Source organism: Ochrobactrum sp. RH2CCR150, assembly GCA_014138095.1.
In the GTDB taxonomy this organism is placed as follows: domain Bacteria; phylum Pseudomonadota; class Alphaproteobacteria; order Rhizobiales; family Rhizobiaceae; genus Brucella; species Brucella gambitense.
The window spans coordinates 747,725-767,016 of the sequence record JACGXE010000001.1; the positions used below are offsets into that span (position 1 = coordinate 747,725).

The following is a 19,292-nucleotide window of genomic DNA, read 5'->3' on the forward strand; positions in this document are numbered from 1 at the left end:
CAGGCATGAACAAACATCCTGCAAGCACGATCAAAGCCGCCGCTATCAAAGGTGGTGTCGCCACCGATCAGAGGCATGACTCCGCACATAAGCATGTGACGGGCGATGCGGTCTATATCGACGATATTCCGGAACCCGAAGGCACGCTGCATGTCGGTGTCGGCCTTGCGTCAGTTGCCCATGCCAATATCAAGTCTGTCGACCTTTCCGCCGTGCGTGCAGCGCCCGGCGTTGTCGATGTGCTGACCTATAAGGACATCCCCGGCGAAAACGATGTCTCGCCGTCCGGCATGCATGACGATCCGATCTTCGCAGTGGATACGGTACAGTTCCACGGGCAGCCGATCTTCGCCGTCATTGCCCGCACCCGCGATCAGGCCCGCCGCGCCGCGCGTCTGGCCAAGGTTGAATATGAGGAAATGCCGGGCCTGTTTTCCATTGCAGGCCTTGATGGCGCAAAAGACCGTCTGGTCTTCACGCCGCTGACGCTCAATCGCGGTGACGCCCGCAAGGCCATTGATGATGCGCCGCGCAAGGTGAAGGGCCGCATGATGGTTGGCGGTCAGGACCATTTCTATCTGGAAGGGCAGGCTTCGCTGGCTGTTCCCGGCGAGGATGAAGACGTCACCATCTATTGCTCCACGCAGGGGCCGAGCGAAACGCAGCATCTGGTCGCCCATGCGCTGGGTGTGCCGAGCCATTCGGTCACGGTTGAAGTGCGCCGTATGGGCGGCGGCTTCGGGGGCAAGGAAACGCAGGCCAATCAATGGGCCGCCATTGCGGCTATCGCCGCCAAGAAGCACAGGCGCGCGGTGAAAATCCGCCTTGACCGCGACGAGGACATGACCGCCACCGGCAAACGTCATGACTTCATGATTGATTACGAGGTCGGCTTCGACGACGAAGGCAATATTCTGGGCGTCGATTATATGTTCGCGCTCAATGCCGGTTTCTCGGCGGACCTTTCGGGGCCGGTCGGCGATCGTGCGCTGTTCCATTGCGACAATGCCTATTTCTTCCCGGCAGTGCATGCGCAATCCGCGCCGCTTTACACCAACACCGTGTCCAACACGGCGTTCCGCGGTTTTGGCGGCCCGCAGGGCATGGTCGGTGCGGAGCGCGTCATCGAGGAAGTGGCCTTTGCGGTCGGCAAAGACCCGCTCGATATCCGCAAGCTCAATTTTTACGACGCGATGGGGACCGAAGGCGCAACGCGCAATATCACGCCCTATCACCAGAAGGTGGAAGACTGCATCATCCAGCGCATCGTCGCGGAACTGGAAGAGAGCGCCGATTACGCCGCGCGGCGTGAAGCTATTCGCGCATTCAACGCCAAAAGCCGCACTGTGAAGCGCGGCATGGCGTTGACGCCGGTAAAATTCGGCATTTCCTTCACCAAGACCGAGTCCAATCAGGCTGGTGCGCTGGTGCATGTCTATAATGACGGCTCGGTGCATATGAACCACGGCGGTACTGAAATGGGGCAGGGGCTCCATCTCAAAGTGGCGCAGGTCGTGGCGGAAGAATTCCAGATCGACCTCGACCGGGTGAAGATCACCGCAACGACAACCGCCAAAGTGCCGAACACCGCGCCGACGGCTGCTTCGTCCGGTGCTGATCTCAACGGCATGGCGGCGCAGGATGCCGCGCGTCAGATCAAAAAGCGGCTGATCCGTTTTGCTGCCGAGCAGCATCAGGTGCCGGAAGATCAGGTTGTCTTCCTGCCCAACCGCATTCGCGTCGGCAATCAGGAAATCAGCTTCAACGAATTGGTGAAGCAGGCCTATATCGGACGCGTGCAGCTTTCCGCCGCCGGGCACTACAAGACGCCGAAAATCCACTGGGATCGCGCCAAGGGCAAAGGCCATGCCTTCTATTACTACGCTTATGGCGCTGCCTGTTCGGAAGTCTCGGTCGATACGCTGACCGGCGAATATGTGGTGGAACGCACGGATATCCTTCACGATACCGGACGGTCGCTCAACCGTGTCATCGATATCGGCCAGATCGAAGGCGGCTTCGTGCAGGGCATGGGCTGGCTCACAACAGAGGAACTTGTCTGGGACACCAAGGGGCGGCTGCGCACCCACGCGCCATCCACCTACAAGATCCCGCTGGCATCCGACCGGCCCAAGATTTTCAATGTGGCGCTGACCGACTGGTCGGAAGCCTATGAGCCGACCATCCATCGCTCGAAGGCGGTGGGTGAGCCGCCGCTGCCGCACGGCATGTCGGTGCTTTATGCACTGTCGGATGCGGTGGCGAGCGTTGCCGACCACAAGATCAGCCCGCGTCTCGATGCGCCAGCCACACCTGAGCGTGTGCTGATGGCTATCGAGCGGCTACGCGCGCAAAAGGGGTAGCACCATGAGCAGCGGCACGCTGGGCAGGCGGGACGATATCCGGGCTTTCCTGAACCGTCGCCACGACACGGTGCTGGTGGAGGTCGCGGATGTGAAGGGTTCTGCGCCTCGCGATGCCGGGGCGTGGATGCTCGTCGCCCGCGATATGATCTTCCGCACCATCGGCGGCGGACAGCTCGAATATATGGCTATCGACCACGCCCGGAAAATACTCGCTGGCGGTCGCGATTCCCCGATGGATGTGCCTCTGGGACCGGAGATCGGCCAATGCTGCGGCGGGCGCGTTGCCTTGAATTTCAAGCGCGTCAATCGCGGCCTTGCGGATGAACTGGTCATCAAGGTCGATGCGGAAATCGCCACCCGTCCGCATGTCTATGTCTTCGGTGCGGGCCACGTCGGTGATGCACTGGCCTATGCGCTTTCGCTCACGCCGGTGCGGGTGGTGCTGGTGGATACGCGCGAGGCGGAGCTGATGGCTGTCGACGCGCCGGGCGTTGAAACCTGCCTCGCGGCCATGCCCGAACAGGTGGTGCGCTCCGCACCGCCGGGCAGTGCGTTCATCATCCTGACGCATGATCACGCGCTTGATTTTCTGATCGCCGCCGAGGCGCTGCAACGCCGCGATGCGATCTATGTCGGCATGATCGGCTCGAAGACGAAGAAGGCGACTTTCAAAAATTGGTTGAAACGCGAGTTCGGCAGCGATGATCTGTTTGAAGATCTGATCTGCCCGGTCGGCGGCGCGGTCGTGAAGGATAAACGCCCCGAAGTCATCGCAGCCCTTGCGGCGGCCGAAGTGCTGACCGCCGTTTTGACCACAAGCAAGGTCTCGCAGCCCGCCTGATTTGGCAGGCCGCTTTTTTAAGCCAGCGCTTCCCGTATGAGCCGCTGGCAGCGCTCCGTCATGAAATCGATGATCAGACGCACCTTCGGGTCCTGAAAACGCTTGTGCGGATAGATCGCCGCAAGCTGGATCGGTGCCGGTGGTGTGCTTTCGAGCAGGGGTATCAGCCGACCGTCGCGGAGATATTCCTTCACCTCGAACAGCGGCTTGTTGATGATGCCGCGCCCGCCCAGCGCCCATTGCGTCAATACGTCGCCATCATCGGAATCATAAGGGCCGGTCACTTCGAATTTACGAAGACCTTCCGGTGTTTGAAGCGACCAGTAATATTCCTTCGACCCAGGAAAACGCAGCAGCAAACAGTCATGGGTGTTGCCCAGCAGCTCTTCCGGCGATTGCGGAACCCCATGTTTTTCAAGATATTGCGGCGCAGCGCAGATCACGCGCTCGCAATTCAGGATGCCGCGCATGCGCAAGTTGGAGTTTTCCAGAACCCCGAGTTTGAAGGCGACATCCACGCTTTCGCTCATAATGTCGATCTCGTGGTCAGATAGTCGCAGGCGCACTTCAATGTCCGGATATTTGTCGTGAAACTCCGGAATGCCCGATGCGATGAGCCTGCGGCCAAGCCCCAAAGGCGCGGTGATGCGAATCGATCCCTTGGGATTTTTCGCAAGTTCCGCGACGGCTGCTTCCGCCTCATCGACTGCTTCGAGGATTTTCAACGCGCCATCATAGAATATGCGGCCATGCTCGGTTGGCGTCAGCTTGCGCGTGGTACGGTTGAAGAGCCGGACGCCAAGATGCTTCTCCAACTCCTTGATTCGATTGCTCGCAACCGCCGGAGAGGCGCGCTGGTCGCGCCCGGCGGCAGAAAGATTTCCCAATTCGACAACGCGCACGAAAACGCGCAGATTATCAAGATAAGACATGCGTCCCCTCCACGATTGTCTAGTTTTTTTTGAAAGTGATGGTCGTGTTGTGACGTTCCCTCGGACGCAAAGCTTTGGCACATAATAGGATAACGAACAATGGGGCGAACAATGGGAGTGCCTGATGTATGATTTTGCCGTAGCCTGGGACTGGCTGGGCTTCGCAGCGCGGTGGCTGCATGTCATTACCGCGATTGCGTGGATCGGCTCGTCGTTCTACTTCATCGCGCTTGATCTTGGTCTGCGCCAGCGTCCCGGCTTGCCGGTCGGCGCGCATGGCGAGGAATGGCAGGTCCATGGCGGCGGTTTCTATCACATCCAGAAATATCTGGTTGCGCCCGCCGAAATGCCGGAACACCTCACCTGGTTCAAATGGGAATCCTACGCCACCTGGCTGTCGGGCTTCACGCTGCTTTGCATCGTTTATTACACGGGCGCTGATCTTTACCTGATCGATCCGAATGTGCTCGATGTGTCTGTTCCGGTTGCTATCGCGATTTCCATCGGCTCGCTGGCGTTTGGCTGGGTCGCCTATAACACCATCTGCAAGCTGATGCTGGGCAAGAGCGATACGCTTTTGATGGTCATGCTCTATGTCGTGCTGGTGTTCGTGGCCTGGGGCTATACGCATCTGTTCACGAGCCGCGCAGCCTTCCTGCATCTGGGCGCTTTCACGGCGACGATCATGTCGGCCAACGTGTTCATGATCATCATCCCGAACCAGAAAATCGTGGTGGCCGATCTCATCGCCGGTCGCAAGCCCGATCCGAAATACGGCAAGATCGCCAAGCAGCGCTCGACGCATAACAACTATCTGACGCTGCCGGTTCTGTTCCTGATGCTGTCGAACCACAATCCGCTGGCTTTCGGCACGCAGTATAACTGGATCATCGCATCGCTGGTGTTCCTGATGGGCGTGACCATCCGCCATTGGTTCAACACCCAGCATGCCCGTAAAGGCAAGCCGACCTGGACCTGGCTGGTGACGGTCATCCTGTTCATCGTCATCATGTGGCTTTCCACCGCGCCGAAGATTTTGACCGGCCAGCCGGAAGAACAGAAGGTTTCCGCTTTACAGCAAACTTTCATTTCGGACCCGCACTTTGGCAAAGTGCGGGATACCGTTTTAGGACGCTGCGCCATGTGTCACGCGGCGCAGCCGGGCTGGGAAGGCATGATCACGCCGCCAAAAGGCGTGACGCTTGAAACGGATCGGGAAATCGCCGCCCATGCGCGCGAAATCTATTTGCAGGCCGGTCGCTCCCATGCGATGCCGCCTGCCAACGTCACCGGGGTAACGGATCAGGAGCGCCAGCTTCTCGCCTCCTGGTATGAATCCGCTACTGCTGGAGCAAAGTAACAATGACCAGACTTCTCATCCGTGGCCGCGTGCTGACCTTTCGCGATGAGCCGCAAAGTCTCGATGACAGCGCTTCCTATCGCTATATCGAAGATGGCGCCATTTTGGTCGAAGACGGACGCATTGCGCGCCTTGGCGATTATGCTGAGCTGAGCGCGGAAGCGGGCAGCGATGTGAAACTGGCCGATCATCGTCCGCATCTGATCCTGCCGGGCTTCATCGATACGCATATCCATTATCCGCAGACCCAGGTGGTCGCGTCCTATGCCGCCAATCTTCTGGAATGGCTCAACACCTATACATTCGTGGCCGAACAGAAATTCGCCGATGAGCAGCACGCGGAATTCATCGCCGAGCGCTTTCTGGACGAGCTGATCCGCCATGGCACCACCACCGCTGTCGCCTATTGCTCGGTGCATCCGCAGAGCGTCGACGCCTATTTCCGCGCTTCGCAGCATCGCAACATGCGCATGCTGGGCGGCAAGGTGATGATGGACCGCAACGCGCCGCCCGCTTTGTGCGACACGGCACAATCCGGTTACGACGACAGCAAGGGACTGATCGCACGCTGGCATGGCAAGGACCGCCTCGACTATGTGATCACGCCACGCTTTGCCATTACCTCGACCCCGGAACAGCTCGAAGCCAGTCAGGCGCTTGCCCGTGAACATCCCGAATGTTTCATCCAGACGCACCTGTCGGAGAATCACGACGAAATCGCCTTCACCAAGTCGCTCTATCCGGATGCGCCAGACTATCTTGGCATTTACGAGCATTACGGCCTTTTGGGAAACAAGACGCTGCTTGGCCATTCCATACATCTGGAAGAGCGCGAAGTGGGCGTGATGGCGGAAACCGGCTCGGTGGCCGTGTTCTGCCCGACCTCGAACCTGTTTCTCGGTTCCGGCCTGTTCGACCGTGATCGTCTGAAGGCGTCGGGCGTGCGCATGGCTGTGGCGACCGATGTCGGCGGCGGCACAAGCTTCTCCATGCTGCGCACCATGGACGAGGGCTACAAGATTTTGCAGTTGCGCGAACAGCGTCTGAACCCGTTCCAGTCCTTCTACATGATGACGCTTGGCAATGCCCGGGCGCTGTCGATGGAAGACAAGATCGGCACGCTGGACGAAGGCACGGAAGCCGATATCGTGGTGTTGGATTCAGCCGCCACATCGCCGATGCGCTTGCGCATGGCGGCGGGGGCGACGCTGGAACAGGAGCTGTTTCTGCTGCAAACGGTCGGTGACGACCGCGCCATTGTTGAAACCTATGTGGCGGGCAAGCCGCTCAAGGCGGAACTTTAAAAATTGCGCCCGTCGATTTTTAGCTGATCTATCGCTTCGTTTCCCCCTCATCCTGAGGTGCGGAGCGAAGCGAAGCCTCGAAGGACGAGGGCGGGCGCTGATCGTTTTCCCTCAGCCCTTCGAGACGCTTTCCTTCGACAAGCTCAGGGAAGCTCCTCAGGGTGAGGGAAAAGAGCGGCATTCATGCTTTAACCGCGAAGTTTCGTACTCAGAGCTCTTCCGGCCGCTTGCCGCCAATGGCGCGGGTCAGTTGATCGGCGGTCGAGCGGATGAGCGGCCCCAGCTCTTCAAGCTTCTTTTTCGGCAGGCGCACAGCGGGGCCGGAAACGGAAATGCCCGCAATGCCCTCACCATATTCGTTGAAAATCGGAGCGGCGATGCAGCACATGCCGAGCGTGTGTTCCTCGTCATCGATGGACCAGCCGCGCATGCGCGTTGCCTGAATGTCTTTCAAAAGTGCGGGCAGGCCATCGAGCGTGCGTTGAGTGAAATGCTCCAGCATTTTTCCCGAAAGCGCGCGGGCGATTTCCCCATCCGACCACGTTGACAGAATTGCCTTGCCGATGCCCGATGCGTGGATCGGTCCACGCCGCCCGGGACGAAAGAAGGCGCGCATCGGCGCGTGACTTTCGATCTGCGAAATGAACACGACGTCACCGTCATCCTCGACGCCGATATTCGCGGTCTCGCCGCTGGTTTCCATGAGCTGCTTTAAATAGGGGCGCGCCAGCGTGCCCAGCTTGCGGAAACGGCGAAAGGCATTGCCAATCTCGAAAGCCTTGACGCCAATGGTCCAGTCGCCGGTTTCCGCATCGTGGGAAACCATGCCGTGATTGGCGAGCGAGGATAACAGACGGTGCACCGTGGAAGGGGCCATGCCGCTCGCGTCGGCAAGGTCCGTCAGGGTCGAGCCGTCATTATCGGCGATGAGTGCCAGAAGTTTGAGGCTGCGGTCCAGAACCTGCACGGATGAGGGCGCGGCATTCTCCGCCGCCTTGCGGCCCCGCTTTGCTTTGGCCTGTTCCATCACCCGTCTCCGAATCCCGCCTGAACTTCAGAGTTACCACTATCGCATCCATTGTCCGTCGGAAAGGCGCAGAGGGTATAGCCGATTATCTCCATTCCGTTGAAAATCTTTATTTCCATATAATGGTATGCATTTCCATTTTTAGATTATAGCTTTTGTAAATGGAGAATGTTTCCATAGGAGGATTGGCCATGGCCAGAATGCGTGCAGTCGATGCAGCCGTGCTTGTGCTGGAGAGGGAAGGGATCAATTGCGCTTTCGGCGTGCCGGGCGCGGCTATCAATCCATTTTATTCGGCGATGAAAGCGCGGGGTTCGATCCGCCATGTCCTGGCGCGTCACGTTGAGGGCGCTTCGCATATGGCCGAAGGCTATACGCGGGCAAAGCATGGCAATATCGGCCTGTGCATCGGCACCTCCGGCCCGGCGGGCACGGATATGATCACCGGCCTTTATTCGGCATCCGCCGATTCCATTCCGATCCTTTGCGTCACGGGGCAGGCGCCACGCGCGCGTCTCGACAAGGAAGATTTTCAGGCGGTGGATATCGCCAAGATTGCGGCGCCTGTCACCAAATGGGCGGTCACGGTCATGGAGCCGGCGCTGGTGCCTTTTGTTTTCCAGAAGGCGTTTCATATCATGAAGTCGGGCCGTCCCGGTCCGGTGCTGATCGATCTGCCGATTGATGTTCAGATGGCGGAAATAGAGTTCGACATCGACACCTATCAGCCGATGGAAGCCTATAAGCCAGCCGCCACGCGGGCGCAGGCCGAAAAGGCGATTGCCATGCTGAACGCAGCGGAACGTCCGTTGATTGTCGCAGGCGGCGGCATCATCAATGCCGATGCGTCGGATCTTCTGGTCGAATTCGCCGAGATCACCGGCATTCCGGTCATCCCGACCCTGATGGGCTGGGGTGTTATCCCGGACGATCACCGTCTGATGGCCGGTATGTGCGGTCTCCAGACCTCGCACCGTTATGGCAATGCCAATCTGCTGGCGTCCGATGCAGTCATCGGCATCGGCAATCGCTGGGCCAACCGGCATACCGGCAATGTCGATACCTATCGCAAGGATCGCACTTTCATCCATGTCGATATCGAACCGACGCAGATCGGGCGCGTCTTTGCGCCGGATTTCGGCATCGTGTCCGATGCGGGCAAGGCGTTGAAGCAGTTGCTCGACGTCGCAACCGAATGGAAGGCGGCGGGCAAGTTGCGCGACTGGTCCGGCTGGGCGAAGGAATGCGAGGGCCGCAAGCGCACCATGCTGCGCAAGACGCATTTCGACCAGACGCCGCTGAAACCCCAGCGGGTTTATGAGGAGATGAACAAGGCTTTCGGTCGTGACACCTGCTATGTCACCACCATCGGCCTCAGCCAGATTGCGGGTGCGCAGTTCCTGCATGTCTATCGCCCGCGCAACTGGATCAATTGCGGACAGGCTGGCCCGCTTGGCTGGACCCTGCCGGCGGCTCTGGGTGTCCGCGCCGCCGATCCGGATCGACCCATCGTGGCGCTGTCGGGTGACTATGACTTCCAGTTCATGATCGAGGAACTGGCGGTCGGCGCGCAGCACAAACTGCCTTACATCCATGTCGTCGTGAACAATTCCTATCTTGGCCTGATCCGTCAGGCGCAACGCGGCTTCAACATGGATTTCGAGGTTAGCCTTGCCTTCGACAACATCAATGCGTCCGGCGATGCGGAGAAGGGCTATGGCGTCGACCATGTGGCGGTTGCCGAAGGTCTCGGCTGCAAGGCGATCCGGGTGCGCAGCCCCAACCACTTTGTAGAAAGTTTCGAGCAGGCCAAGGCGTTGATGCAGGAGCATCAGGTGCCGGTCGTGATGGAATTCATTCTGGAACGCGTCACCAATATTTCCATGGGAACCGACATTGATCAGGTGGTCGAGTTCGAGGAACTGGCCGAGCGCGGCGAAGATGCGCCGACTGCGATAGCGGCATTGCTGGATTAGAATTGGAGAAGTTGAACATGCCAAGATTTGCAGCCAATCTCACCATGCTTTTCACCGAAGCGCCGTTCATGGATCGCTTCGCGCTGGCCGCCAAGGCGGGGTTCACCGGGGTGGAATATCTGTTCCCCTACGAGTTCAACCGGCATGAGCTGAAGGCCGCCCTTACCCGTCACAATCTGGCGCAGGTGCTGCACAATTTGCCTGCGGGCAATTGGGCGGGCGGTGAGCGCGGCATCGCAGTGCTGCCGGATCGTGTGGACGAATTCCGTCGTGGGGTGGCCGACGCCATCGATTATGCCACGACGCTCAACTGTTCGCAGGTCAACTGCCTTGCCGGTATCGCGCCGCAGGGCATCGACCCGGATGCGATGAGGGCGACCTTTGTCAGCAATCTGCGGCTGGCGGCGAAGGAACTGGGAAAGCACGGCATCCGCCTGCTGATTGAGCCGATCAATCATTACGACATTCCCGGCTTCTATCTGAACACGGTGGAGCAGGCGGTTTCGATTATCGACGAGGTGGGCAGCAACAACCTGTTCATCCAGTATGACCTTTATCACCAGCAGCGCACGCGCGGCGAACTCGTCGCCACCTACGAGCGCTACAAGCCGCTGATCGCGCATGTGCAGCTTGCCGACAATCCGGGGCGAAACGAGCCCGGCACCGGCGAGATCCATTATCCGAACGTCTTCGAAGCGCTGAAGAACGCCGGATATAAGGGCTGGATCGGCTGTGAATACAAGCCGAAGACCACCACCGAGGAAGGTCTGGGTTGGTTCAAACAGTACGAAGCTGAACGGCTGAGCGCGTAAATTGCATAGGGAGGTATAGAATGGCCAAGATCGGCTTTATCGGACTGGGTATCATGGGCAAGCCGATGGCGCAGCATTTGCAAAATGCAGGCCACCAGCTTTTCACCTCGAAACATAGCCAGCCGCCGCACAAAGACCTGGTTGATGCGGGTCTGACGGTTCTCGATACGCCCAAGGTGGTGGCCGCGGAATGTGAAACGACCATCCTCATGCTGCCGGATACGCCGCAGGTGGCCGAAGTCCTTTTCGGCGAAAACGGCGCGGTTGAAGGTCTGGGCAAGGGCAAGACGCTCATCGACATGAGTTCGATTTCGCCCATCGAAACGAAGAAATTTGCGAAAAAAGTCCGCGCTGCCGGGGCTGAATATATCGACGCGCCGGTATCCGGCGGTGAGGTCGGCGCGAAAAATGCCAGCCTCTCCATCATGGCGGGCGGCGCACAGGCAAGCTTTGATGCGGCGCTGCCGCTTCTCAAGCTGATGGGCAAGAATATCACGCTGGTCGGTGATTGTGGCGATGGCCAGACCACCAAGGTCGCCAATCAGATTATCGTGGCGCTCAACATCCAAGCGGTTGCCGAAGCGCTGGTTTTTGCCTCAAAGGCGGGTGCTGATCCGTCCAAGGTGCGTGAAGCGCTGATGGGCGGTTTTGCTTCATCGCGCATTCTCGAAGTGCATGGCGAGCGCATGATCAAGCGGACATTCGATCCGGGTTTCCGCATTTCCCTGCACCAGAAAGACCTCAATCTGGCGCTTCAGGGCGCGAAGGCTCTGGGTGTCTCGCTGCCCAACACGGCCACGGCGCAGGAACTGTTCAATTCCTGCGCGGCGCATGGTGAGGACGGGCTCGACCATTCCGGTCTGGTGCGCGCGCTGGAGCGTATGGCCAATCACGATGTTGCCTGAGTCGCAGGCCTGATCGGTTCTCTGGAGGGGAGAGCGTGGAGCTGGCTATCTGGAGGGAGATGGCCGGCTCCATTGATTTTATGTGCCGCGCGGGGAATAGTGCCGCCGTTGATTTGTGAAGCCGGGATTCTCATGACTGCCACAAGCGCCATCGCCGATCCGAAGAAATTCCTGACCAGCCTTTTCGATGCCGCCGTGGCGGCTGCCGATCCCGAACTGGTTATCCGCGCCAATCTGCCTGCCAAGCCAAAGGGGCGCACGATCGTCATCGGCGCTGGCAAAGGCTCTGCACAGATGGCGGCTGCTTTTGAAAGGGCGTGGGATGGCCCGATTGAGGGCCTCGTGGTGACACGCTATGGCTATGGCACGCCTTGCGAACGCATCGAGATTATCGAGGCGGCACATCCCGTTCCGGATGAAGCCGGGCTTGTGGCCTCCAGGCGTCTGTTCGATGCCGTGTCAGGCCTTACGGAAGACGATCTCGTGGTGGCGCTGATATCCGGCGGCGGCTCGGCGCTGCTGCCCTCGCCTCCGGAAGGGCTGACGCTGCAAGACGAAATTGCCGTCAACAAGGCCTTGCTGGCGTCGGGCGCGCCGATCTCGGCCATGAATGCCGTGCGCAAGCATCTCTCGACCATCAAGGGCGGACGCCTTGCCGCTGCCGCTCATCCGGCGCGGGTTTTCTCGCTGGTCGTCTCGGATATTCCGGGCGACAATCCGGCATTCGTGGCCTCCGGCCCGACGGTGCCGGACCAAACCAGCCGCGATGACGCGCTCAAGATCATCGAACGCTACCGGCTGGAATTGCCGGAGGCCGCACTTGCCCATATTCGCGGTGACGGAGCGCATGCGCCAAAGCCGGATGATGCGGTTTTCGCGCAAAACGAAGTGCGGGTGATAGCATCTGCCGCTGTATCGCTGGAAGCGGCAGCGAAAGAGGCTGCCCGGCATGGTGTTGAAGCGGTGATCCTGTCGGACGCCATGGAAGGGGAATCGCGCGAAGTGGCGCATGTCCATGCGGCAATCGCGCGGGAAGTGGTCGAACGCGACCGCCCGTTCAAAAAGCCGATTGTCATTCTGTCCGGCGGCGAAACCACAGTCACCATTCGCGGCAAGGGTGGCAAAGGCGGACGCAACAGCGAATTTCTGCTGTCTTTTGCGCTTGATATCGATGGCTATGCCAATATTCATGCGCTTGCCGCCGATACGGACGGGATCGACGGTTCGGAAGACAATGCCGGTGCCTTTGCCGATGGCGGCACGGTTTCGCGTCTGCAAAAGGCGGGCGAGGATGGTGCGGCGCGCCTCAACAACAACGATGCATGGACGGCCTTTGACGCCATCGGCGATCTGTTCATCCCGGGTCCGACCGGCACCAATGTCAACGATCTGCGCGCGATTTTGATAACGGCGTAGTGTCGTCGTCGAGCAGGATTCTGTTCGCTGCGCCATCTAGGTCTTCATACTGGCCGTTTTTCAGCGACCACAGGAAGGCTGCCAGCCCCACCGCGCCCATCAAAAGAGCGACGGGGATGAGAAAGAGAAGCCCGCTCATTTGTGCGCTTCCTTGACCACGGCGACCGGGGCGGCACGCTGCTGTTGCGCCTGCTGCTTCTGCTTCCCGGCTTTCAGCCGCAATGCATTGCTGACAACCACGATGGACGACAGCGACATGGAAAGTGCTGCCACCAGCGGCGTGACATAGCCGAAGATCGCAATCGGCACGGCGATGATATTATAGCCGATGGACAGCGCGAAATTCTGGCTGATCAGCCGACCTGCCTCCTTCGAGACGGCAAAGGCCAGTGGCACGGCGGCGAGGCTCTCGCGCAGAAACACGAAGTCGGCGGCATTGCGCCCGATATCGGCAGCGGTTGCCGGAGCCATGGAAACATGGGCTGCGACGAGGGCGGGCGCATCGTTGAGACCGTCGCCTACCATCAGCACCTTGCGGCCTTCGCCGGAAAGTTCCTGCACGAGCTGCGACTTATCGGCAGGCAGCACCGCGCCGCGATAATCATCGACACCCAGATAATCCGCGAGTTGTCTGACGGCGGGCAATCGGTCGCCGGAGATGATGCCAAGCTTTAGTCCATCTTTTTTCAGGGCAGCGATAGCGGCGGCTGCGTCTTCGCGCGGGCTGTCCTCGAAGTGGAAGGTTTCGACCAGCATGCCGTCGATGGAAAGACAGGTTACCGGTCCGTTTGCGGCGGTAGCATCGGCCATGCCGCCAGCCCATTCGGATTTGCCGAGGCGATAAAGTTTGCCGTCGATTTCCGCCTCGATACCCGATCCCGGAATTTCCTCAATCCGTGTGAAGGCGCTCATCGGGCCCTGACCGGAAAACTGCGCCAGCGCCCGCGACAGCGGATGGCGGGAATAGAGTGACAGTTCGGCGGCGATTTCGAGATAGTGCGCATTGACGCTTTCAAGGCCGATCAGGCGCGGCTGGCCGAGCGTCAGCGTGCCGGTCTTGTCGAAGATCGCGGTGTCGATCTCGGCCATGCGTTCCATGGCGGAGCCGTCCTTGATCATGATTCCGTTCTCGAACAGACGGCGCGCCGCAACCACCTGCACAATCGGCACGGCTAGCGCTAGCGCGCAAGGGCAGGTGATGATCAGCGTGCAAATGGCGATATAGATCGAGCGGTACCAGTCGCCGCCGGTGTAGACCATCCAGCCTGTGAAGGCGAGGAAGGCAATCGTGTGCACCATCGGCACATAGAGTTCGGAAGCGCGGTCGGCGAGGCGGCGATAATAGGCGCGGCCACCTTCAGCCACATCCATCAGGCGCACCATTTCGGCAAGGAAGGAATCCTTGGCTTCCGCCGTCGCCCGGATGACGAGCGGCGTGGAGAGGTTCAGCGTGCCGGCGCGAATATCCGAACCGGGGCCGACCGGCACCGCATCGCTTTCGCCGGATGCGATAGCGCAATCGAGTTCGGAGCGGCCTTCCTCAATTCTCGCATCCACCGGCACGCGCTCGCCAGCCGCGAGAATGATGCTCATACCGGGGCGGATTTCATTGACCGGCAGATAGTTCCGCTCGCCATTGTCGGCGATCACCACCGCGCCACGACTGCCAAGCTGTGCCAGTCCACGCACGGCGGAACGGGCGCGGGCGCGCATCATATAGTCCAGCGTGCGGCCGATCAGCAGGAAGAACAAAAGCGTCACCGAGGCATCGAAATAGGCATGATGACCATGGTTCATGGTCTCATAAATGCTCATCGCAAAGGCAAGCGAGATGGCGAGCGCAATCGGCACATCCATGTTCACACGCCTTGCGCGCAGCGCGTTCCATGCGGAAACATAGAAGATGCGACCTGAGAAGATCAGCGTCGGCAGGGCGATCAGGCCGGAAACCCAGTGAAACAGATCGCGGGTTGCCGCATCCGCACCCGACCAGACAGCGACGGAAAGCAACATGACATTGCTGGAGGCGAAAGCCGCAACGCCAAGGGCGATCAGCAGACGCGTGAAGGCGGGATCTTTCTCTTGCCCCATGTCGAAAATATGCGCTTCATAGCCGAGGCGACGCAGCGGATCGACGACATTGGGCGGCGTTTCGCCGTCCTTCCAGCGGATTGCAACGCGCCGCGCAGTCAGGTTGACGCGCACATAGGCAACGCCAGCGATCTGCGCCAGCGCTTCTTCAATCGTCTTGATGCACAATCCACAGTGAACGCCCGGCACCGACAGGTCGAGCTGGCGCAATCCGTCGCCAAGCGCACGGCTGGCGAGCTGCATTTCATCCGGGGAAACGGTCTGGATGACCGTCGCGATCTGTGCATTCTCGACGCAGCAGCTCATAACAGCTTCCCGTTCTTGATCAGAACGCGGACGATATGGCGATAGGGATCTTCCAGACCCGCATCGGCGTTGATTTCCATGACCCATGCGCCATCGGCGAGGTCGATGCTGGCGCCAAGCACGCCGGCTTCCCGGGTGGCAAGTGCTGCCCTGGTATCGTTCACATCGCCAACGGGACGCTTGAACTCCACTGTTCCGCCCGTCACGGTAACTGGCTTGCCATCGCGGTCGGTGAGCCGCCAGGTAAAGACACCCCCGGCATAGGCGGGCGTCGACTGCCAGTTGAGGGCTGCCTGTTCCTTGCCGGTCTGGGCCTTTTCGTTGAATTCCTGGCTCGCAACATAGGAATTGGCGACGACCAGCCCGCTCCAGCTGTGAATGGCGAAATAGGCCATCGTCACATTGACGGCGATGATCACCCCGAAGAACGTCACCATGATGCCCAGCATATGCCAGCCGGTGAATGTGCCTGCCGAATTCGCGGATGCAGTCTTGGTTTCTGCCGACATTATCGTCCCTCCGGAGCCATGAAGGTTGCCTTGTAGCGGGCGTGTTCAGCGCCGTCCGCGTCGCGCACTTCGATTTCGTAATCCTTGCGGTGGTCCGAGATGGCGCTATGCGGCAAGGTCACAAAAACACGCAATGTCTTCAGCCGGTCGGGTTCGACGGGCACGGCATAATTGCCGTCTGTGTCTGCCGTTTCGTCCTGCACGGTCAGGGTCGCGCCGGGCAATCCTTCGATGGACAAGCGGAAGGTGCGCGGCGTCGGGATCATGTTGAGAAGCTTGACCGTATAACCGTTGCGGATCGAGCCATCCGACAGAAGCACATATTGCGGGTTGCGGTCGTGCAGAACATTGATGCCAATGCGCTGGCGCATCGACAGCGAAATGACCAGCGTAAGGCCGATCAGCACCCAGACGATGAAGTAGAACAGGCTGCGCGGACGCAGCACCTTGCCCCATGACAGGTTCTGCACCTTGTCGGAAAGCACATTGGGCGCATCGTAAACCCGGGCAGGGGTGATGGGCATCGTCCCGTTGTTGGTGGCAAGCGCCATATTGGCGTCGTAGTCGGCCAGCGTCGCATAGGAGATGAGACCGCGCGCCTTGCCGATCTTGTCCATCACCGAATTGCAGGCATCGATGCACAGCGCACAGGTGATGCATTCCAGCTGCTGGCCGTCGCGAATGTCGATACCCATCGGGCAGGCGGCCACACAGGCATTGCAATCCACGCAATCGCCGACGGATTCGCCGGTGGCGATAGCCTTCTTGGCATGGCGCGAACGCGGTTCGCCGCGCCAGTCATTATAGGTCACGGTCAGCGAATTCTCGTCGAGCATCGCGGCCTGAATGCGCGGCCACGGGCACATATAGGTGCAGACCTGCTCGCGCATCAGCCCGCCCAGCGTATAGGTGGTGGCGGTGAGAATGGCGACGGTGAAATAGGCGACGGGCGCTGCCTGTCCGGTTAGGAAATCGAGCAGCAGGCTTGGCGCATCGGCGAAGTAGAAAATCCACGCGCCGCCGGTCAGAATGCCGATCAGGAGCCAGACCGAATGTTTCGTCACGCGCCTCCAGATCTTGTCGAAGGTCCATGGACCCTTGTCGAGTTTCATGCGGGCGTTGCGGTCGCCTTCGATGGCGCGTTCCACCACGAGATAGAGATCGACCCAGACCGTCTGCGGGCAGGTATAGCCGCACCATGCGCGGCCCGCGACGGAGGTGACCAGAAACAGGCCAAGGCCCGCCATGATGAGCAGGCCCGCGACGTAATAGAATTCCTGCGGCCAGATTTCGATGAAGAAGAAATAGAAGCGGCGGTTGGCGAGGTCGATCAGCACGGCCTGATCCGGCGCATAAGGCCCACGATCCCAGCGCAGCCACGGCGTCAGATAGTAGATGCCCAGCGTAATGAGCATGACGAGCCATTTGAAGCGCCGGAATTCACCCTGAACGCGCTTCGGAAAAATCTTGACCCGCGCCGCATAAAGCGACTGCCGTGTCTTGGGGGAATTCACTGCCTGAACGTCGATACGTTCGACTTGCTCTGACATTTTATGCTCCTAGGGAGGAGAAGGGAGTAGGGGAATAGGGGAGTAAGGGAGTATGAAAAAAGGGGGGCGACGTTGCGGGCCTTCACAACCAAAACATACTCCCCTATTCCCCTACTGCCTTACTCCCCGCTCTTCATTCTCCCCCGCCCAGCGAATGGACGAATATCGCCAACTGCTTGACGGTTGTGTCGCCGAGGCGCGGTTCCCACGCAGGCATCACGCCGTGCTTGGGATGCGACACCTGACGGATGATTGCGTCTTCGCCCGAACCGTAGAACCAGATCGCATCGGTCAGGTTCGGTGCGCCGAATTCGCGGCTGCCCTTGGCGTCTGCGCCATGGCAGACCGCGCAGTTTTCCGAGAAGACCTTCTGGCCTGCGGGAACCATCGACGGGTCATGTGGTGTGCCGGTCAGGCTGACCACATAGGCCGCCACATCGCGGATTTGCTGCGGTTCCAGAATATCGGCATAGGCGGGCATTTCGGACGTGCGGGTATCCGCGTCGTCCTTGGAACGAACGCCGTGACGGATGGTCGTCAGGATTTCGTCGATGGAACCGCCCCACAGCCAGTCATCGTCGTTGAGGTTCGGATAGCCGGGTGCGCCTTGCGCGCCGGAGCCGTGGCACTGCACGCAATTGACGCGGAAGGCGGCAGCGCCGCCCGCAATGGCGAACTGGCGCAGGTTTTCATCGGCTAGAATCTCATGCACATCCCTGGCCTTGATCTGGTCGAGAATGCCCTGCTTTTCCGCCGCCACCTGGCGCATGTCTTCCTGCAACGCGCCGCGGCTCGACCATTGGGTCAGCCCCGCAGTCGAGCTGGAAATCAGCGGCCATGCCGGATAGGCGATGGTGTAGCCGATGGCAAACAGGATGGTGGCGTAGAAGGTCCACAGCCACCAGCGCGGCATTGGATTATCGAGTTCGCGGATGCCGTCCCATTCATGGCCGGTGGTCGAAACACCGCTGACGTCGTCGATATGCTTATCAGTCATTTGCGTCATCCTTGAACGGAATGGCTTTCACCTCGTCGGCGATCTTCTTGCTGCCGGGACGGAAGACATAGAAGACGGTGATAACGAAGAAGACCGTCATGCCGAGCAGGCCCCAGCTGTCGGCGAAGTGGCGCATGGCGTTGTAATCCATGGGAAGCTCCTATCGCGCTTTGGGGGATTGATCGTAGGTCGAGAAGTCAACGAGCGTGCCGAGCATCTGAAGATAGGCGACAAGCGCATCCATCTCCGTTACCGCAGCCGGATTGCCGTCGAAATCGCCGAGCTTGGCCTTGGGGTAGCGCCCCTCGACGCCGGATGTGTCGGCCTCGGGATCGGCCTGCGCCTTCAGATCGGCCAGCGCGTTGTCGATCATGTCCTGCGTATAGGGCACGCCCACCGCGACATTGGCCTTGAGATCGGCAGCAATGTTGTTGGCGCCAAGCGGCGTATCCTTCAGGAAGCCGTAGCTCGGCATGACCGATTCCGGCACCACATCGCGCGGGCGGATCAGGTGCTGGACATGCCATTCGTTGGAATAACGGCCCCCGACGCGGGCGAGGTCCGGCCCCGTGCGCTTGGAGCCCCACTGGAACGAATGGTCATACATGGATTCCGCCGCAAGGCTGTAATGTCCGTAGCGTTCCACCTCGTCACGGAAGGGGCGGATCATCTGGCTGTGGCACAGATAGCAGCCCTCGCGCACATAGATATTGCGCCCCGCAAGCTCGAGCGGTGAATAGGGACGCATCCCTTCTACCTTCTCGATGGTGTTTTCGAGATAGAACAGCGGCGCGATTTCCACGATGCCGCCAATGAGCACCACGGTCAGCGATCCAACCAGCAGCAGCGTTGCGTTCTTTTCGATTACGGCGTGTTTTTTCAGAAAGGACATGTGTGTTC

At 59.8% G+C, this 19,292-nt stretch carries 17 protein-coding genes; 8 read left to right on the forward strand and 9 right to left on the reverse strand.

The genetic code is table 11. From position 1 onward, the window contains the following. Window positions 1–5 precede the first annotated feature (5 nt). Window positions 6–2,363 (forward strand): xanthine dehydrogenase molybdopterin binding subunit, encoded by a 2,358-nt coding sequence (xdhB, locus tag FHW03_RS03370; RefSeq protein WP_182519341.1) that lies wholly within the window; start codon window positions 6–8, stop codon window positions 2,361–2,363. Window positions 2,364–2,367: 4 nt separating this feature from the next. Continuing rightward, the gene (gene xdhC, locus FHW03_RS03375) at window positions 2,368–3,207 is read left to right on the forward strand and encodes a xanthine dehydrogenase accessory protein XdhC (RefSeq protein ID WP_182519342.1); all 840 of its coding nucleotides are present in this window, start codon (window positions 2,368–2,370) and stop codon (window positions 3,205–3,207) included. Between the two features lie 17 nt (window positions 3,208–3,224). On the opposite strand, the gene FHW03_RS03380 is transcribed toward xdhC, so the two are convergent. Beyond that, a complete protein-coding gene (locus FHW03_RS03380; RefSeq protein ID WP_182519343.1) occupies window positions 3,225–4,139 on the reverse strand; it encodes a LysR family transcriptional regulator in 915 nt (304 codons plus the stop codon). Between the two features lie 124 nt (window positions 4,140–4,263). Between FHW03_RS03380 and FHW03_RS03385 the strand changes: the two genes are divergently transcribed. Both FHW03_RS03385 and guaD read left to right on the forward strand, forming a co-directional pair. Then, the gene (locus FHW03_RS03385) at window positions 4,264–5,499 is read left to right on the forward strand and encodes a urate hydroxylase PuuD (RefSeq protein ID WP_151588759.1); all 1,236 of its coding nucleotides are present in this window, start codon (window positions 4,264–4,266) and stop codon (window positions 5,497–5,499) included. Window positions 5,500–5,501: 2 nt separating this feature from the next. After that, window positions 5,502–6,803, forward strand: coding sequence for a guanine deaminase (gene guaD, locus FHW03_RS03390; protein WP_182519344.1), 1,302 nt, complete (start codon window positions 5,502–5,504; stop codon window positions 6,801–6,803). A gap of 208 nt (window positions 6,804–7,011) precedes the next feature. Here the strand turns inward: guaD and FHW03_RS03395 are convergent, their stop codons facing one another. Then, on the reverse strand, window positions 7,012–7,830 hold the full coding sequence (locus FHW03_RS03395) for an IclR family transcriptional regulator (protein WP_182519345.1): 819 nt from the start codon (window positions 7,828–7,830) through the stop codon (window positions 7,012–7,014). 191 nt (window positions 7,831–8,021) lie between these two features. On the opposite strand from FHW03_RS03395, the gene gcl reads away from it, so the two are divergent. The 4 genes from gcl (at window position 8,022) to FHW03_RS03415 (ending at window position 12,939) form a co-directional block, all read left to right on the forward strand. Continuing rightward, window positions 8,022–9,806 carry a glyoxylate carboligase gene (gene gcl / locus FHW03_RS03400; RefSeq protein WP_182519346.1) on the forward strand — a complete coding sequence of 595 codons (1,785 nt, stop codon included), beginning with the start codon at window positions 8,022–8,024 and terminating at the stop codon, window positions 9,804–9,806. Between the two features lie 17 nt (window positions 9,807–9,823). Beyond that, window positions 9,824–10,618 carry a hydroxypyruvate isomerase gene (hyi, locus tag FHW03_RS03405; RefSeq protein WP_182519347.1) on the forward strand — a complete coding sequence of 265 codons (795 nt, stop codon included), beginning with the start codon at window positions 9,824–9,826 and terminating at the stop codon, window positions 10,616–10,618. Window positions 10,619–10,638: 20 nt separating this feature from the next. Further along, entirely contained in the window at window positions 10,639–11,523 is an 885-nt protein-coding gene (locus FHW03_RS03410) for a 2-hydroxy-3-oxopropionate reductase (protein ID WP_182519348.1), read from the forward strand. A gap of 132 nt (window positions 11,524–11,655) precedes the next feature. Then, the gene (locus FHW03_RS03415) at window positions 11,656–12,939 is read left to right on the forward strand and encodes a glycerate kinase (RefSeq protein WP_182519349.1); all 1,284 of its coding nucleotides are present in this window, start codon (window positions 11,656–11,658) and stop codon (window positions 12,937–12,939) included. Here the strand turns inward: FHW03_RS03415 and ccoS are convergent. From ccoS to ccoO, 7 genes are all read right to left on the reverse strand, one after another. Then, window positions 12,905–13,078 carry a cbb3-type cytochrome oxidase assembly protein CcoS gene (ccoS, locus tag FHW03_RS03420; protein ID WP_182519350.1) on the reverse strand — a complete coding sequence of 58 codons (174 nt, stop codon included), beginning with the start codon at window positions 13,076–13,078 and terminating at the stop codon, window positions 12,905–12,907. The genes FHW03_RS03415 and ccoS overlap by 35 nt on opposite strands. Next, window positions 13,075–15,336, reverse strand: coding sequence for a cation-translocating P-type ATPase (locus tag FHW03_RS03425; protein ID WP_182519351.1), 2,262 nt, complete (start codon window positions 15,334–15,336; stop codon window positions 13,075–13,077). Before FHW03_RS03425 ends, ccoS begins: the two co-directional genes overlap by 4 nt. Continuing rightward, window positions 15,333–15,845, reverse strand: coding sequence for a FixH family protein (locus FHW03_RS03430; RefSeq protein WP_182519352.1), 513 nt, complete (start codon window positions 15,843–15,845; stop codon window positions 15,333–15,335). Before FHW03_RS03430 ends, FHW03_RS03425 begins: the two co-directional genes overlap by 4 nt. Further along, on the reverse strand, window positions 15,845–17,395 hold the full coding sequence (gene ccoG, locus FHW03_RS03435; protein WP_182519353.1) for a cytochrome c oxidase accessory protein CcoG: 1,551 nt from the start codon (window positions 17,393–17,395) through the stop codon (window positions 15,845–15,847). The genes FHW03_RS03430 and ccoG overlap by 1 nt, the downstream gene beginning before the upstream one ends. A 133-nt stretch (window positions 17,396–17,528) precedes the next feature. Continuing rightward, on the reverse strand, window positions 17,529–18,392 hold the full coding sequence (gene ccoP, locus FHW03_RS03440) for a cytochrome-c oxidase, cbb3-type subunit III (protein WP_182519354.1): 864 nt from the start codon (window positions 18,390–18,392) through the stop codon (window positions 17,529–17,531). Continuing rightward, entirely contained in the window at window positions 18,385–18,543 is a 159-nt protein-coding gene (locus FHW03_RS03445; RefSeq protein WP_078337972.1) for a cbb3-type cytochrome c oxidase subunit 3, read from the reverse strand. Before FHW03_RS03445 ends, ccoP begins: the two co-directional genes overlap by 8 nt. A 9-nt stretch (window positions 18,544–18,552) precedes the next feature. Next, entirely contained in the window at window positions 18,553–19,284 is a 732-nt protein-coding gene (ccoO, locus tag FHW03_RS03450) for a cytochrome-c oxidase, cbb3-type subunit II (protein ID WP_182519355.1), read from the reverse strand. Window positions 19,285–19,292: the final 8 nt, after the last annotated feature.

Bases quoted from the DNA above. Each gene is read 5' to 3' on its own strand.
- xdhB (WP_182519341.1), top strand. From the start codon at position 6: ATGAACAAACATCCTGCAAGCACGATCAAAGCCGCCGCTATCAAAGGT.
- xdhC (WP_182519342.1), top strand. From the start codon at position 2,368: ATGAGCAGCGGCACGCTGGGCAGGCGGGACGATATCCGGGCTTTCCTG.
- FHW03_RS03380 (WP_182519343.1), bottom strand. From the start codon at position 4,139: ATGTCTTATCTTGATAATCTGCGCGTTTTCGTGCGCGTTGTCGAATTG.
- FHW03_RS03385 (WP_151588759.1), top strand. From the start codon at position 4,264: ATGTATGATTTTGCCGTAGCCTGGGACTGGCTGGGCTTCGCAGCGCGG.
- guaD (WP_182519344.1), top strand. From the start codon at position 5,502: ATGACCAGACTTCTCATCCGTGGCCGCGTGCTGACCTTTCGCGATGAG.
- FHW03_RS03395 (WP_182519345.1), bottom strand. From the start codon at position 7,830: ATGGAACAGGCCAAAGCAAAGCGGGGCCGCAAGGCGGCGGAGAATGCC.
- gcl (WP_182519346.1), top strand. From the start codon at position 8,022: ATGGCCAGAATGCGTGCAGTCGATGCAGCCGTGCTTGTGCTGGAGAGG.
- hyi (WP_182519347.1), top strand. From the start codon at position 9,824: ATGCCAAGATTTGCAGCCAATCTCACCATGCTTTTCACCGAAGCGCCG.
- FHW03_RS03410 (WP_182519348.1), top strand. From the start codon at position 10,639: ATGGCCAAGATCGGCTTTATCGGACTGGGTATCATGGGCAAGCCGATG.
- FHW03_RS03415 (WP_182519349.1), top strand. From the start codon at position 11,656: ATGACTGCCACAAGCGCCATCGCCGATCCGAAGAAATTCCTGACCAGC.
- ccoS (WP_182519350.1), bottom strand. From the start codon at position 13,078: ATGAGCGGGCTTCTCTTTCTCATCCCCGTCGCTCTTTTGATGGGCGCG.
- FHW03_RS03425 (WP_182519351.1), bottom strand. From the start codon at position 15,336: ATGAGCTGCTGCGTCGAGAATGCACAGATCGCGACGGTCATCCAGACC.
- FHW03_RS03430 (WP_182519352.1), bottom strand. From the start codon at position 15,845: ATGTCGGCAGAAACCAAGACTGCATCCGCGAATTCGGCAGGCACATTC.
- ccoG (WP_182519353.1), bottom strand. From the start codon at position 17,395: ATGTCAGAGCAAGTCGAACGTATCGACGTTCAGGCAGTGAATTCCCCC.
- ccoP (WP_182519354.1), bottom strand. From the start codon at position 18,392: ATGACTGATAAGCATATCGACGACGTCAGCGGTGTTTCGACCACCGGC.
- FHW03_RS03445 (WP_078337972.1), bottom strand. From the start codon at position 18,543: ATGGATTACAACGCCATGCGCCACTTCGCCGACAGCTGGGGCCTGCTC.
- ccoO (WP_182519355.1), bottom strand. From the start codon at position 19,284: ATGTCCTTTCTGAAAAAACACGCCGTAATCGAAAAGAACGCAACGCTG.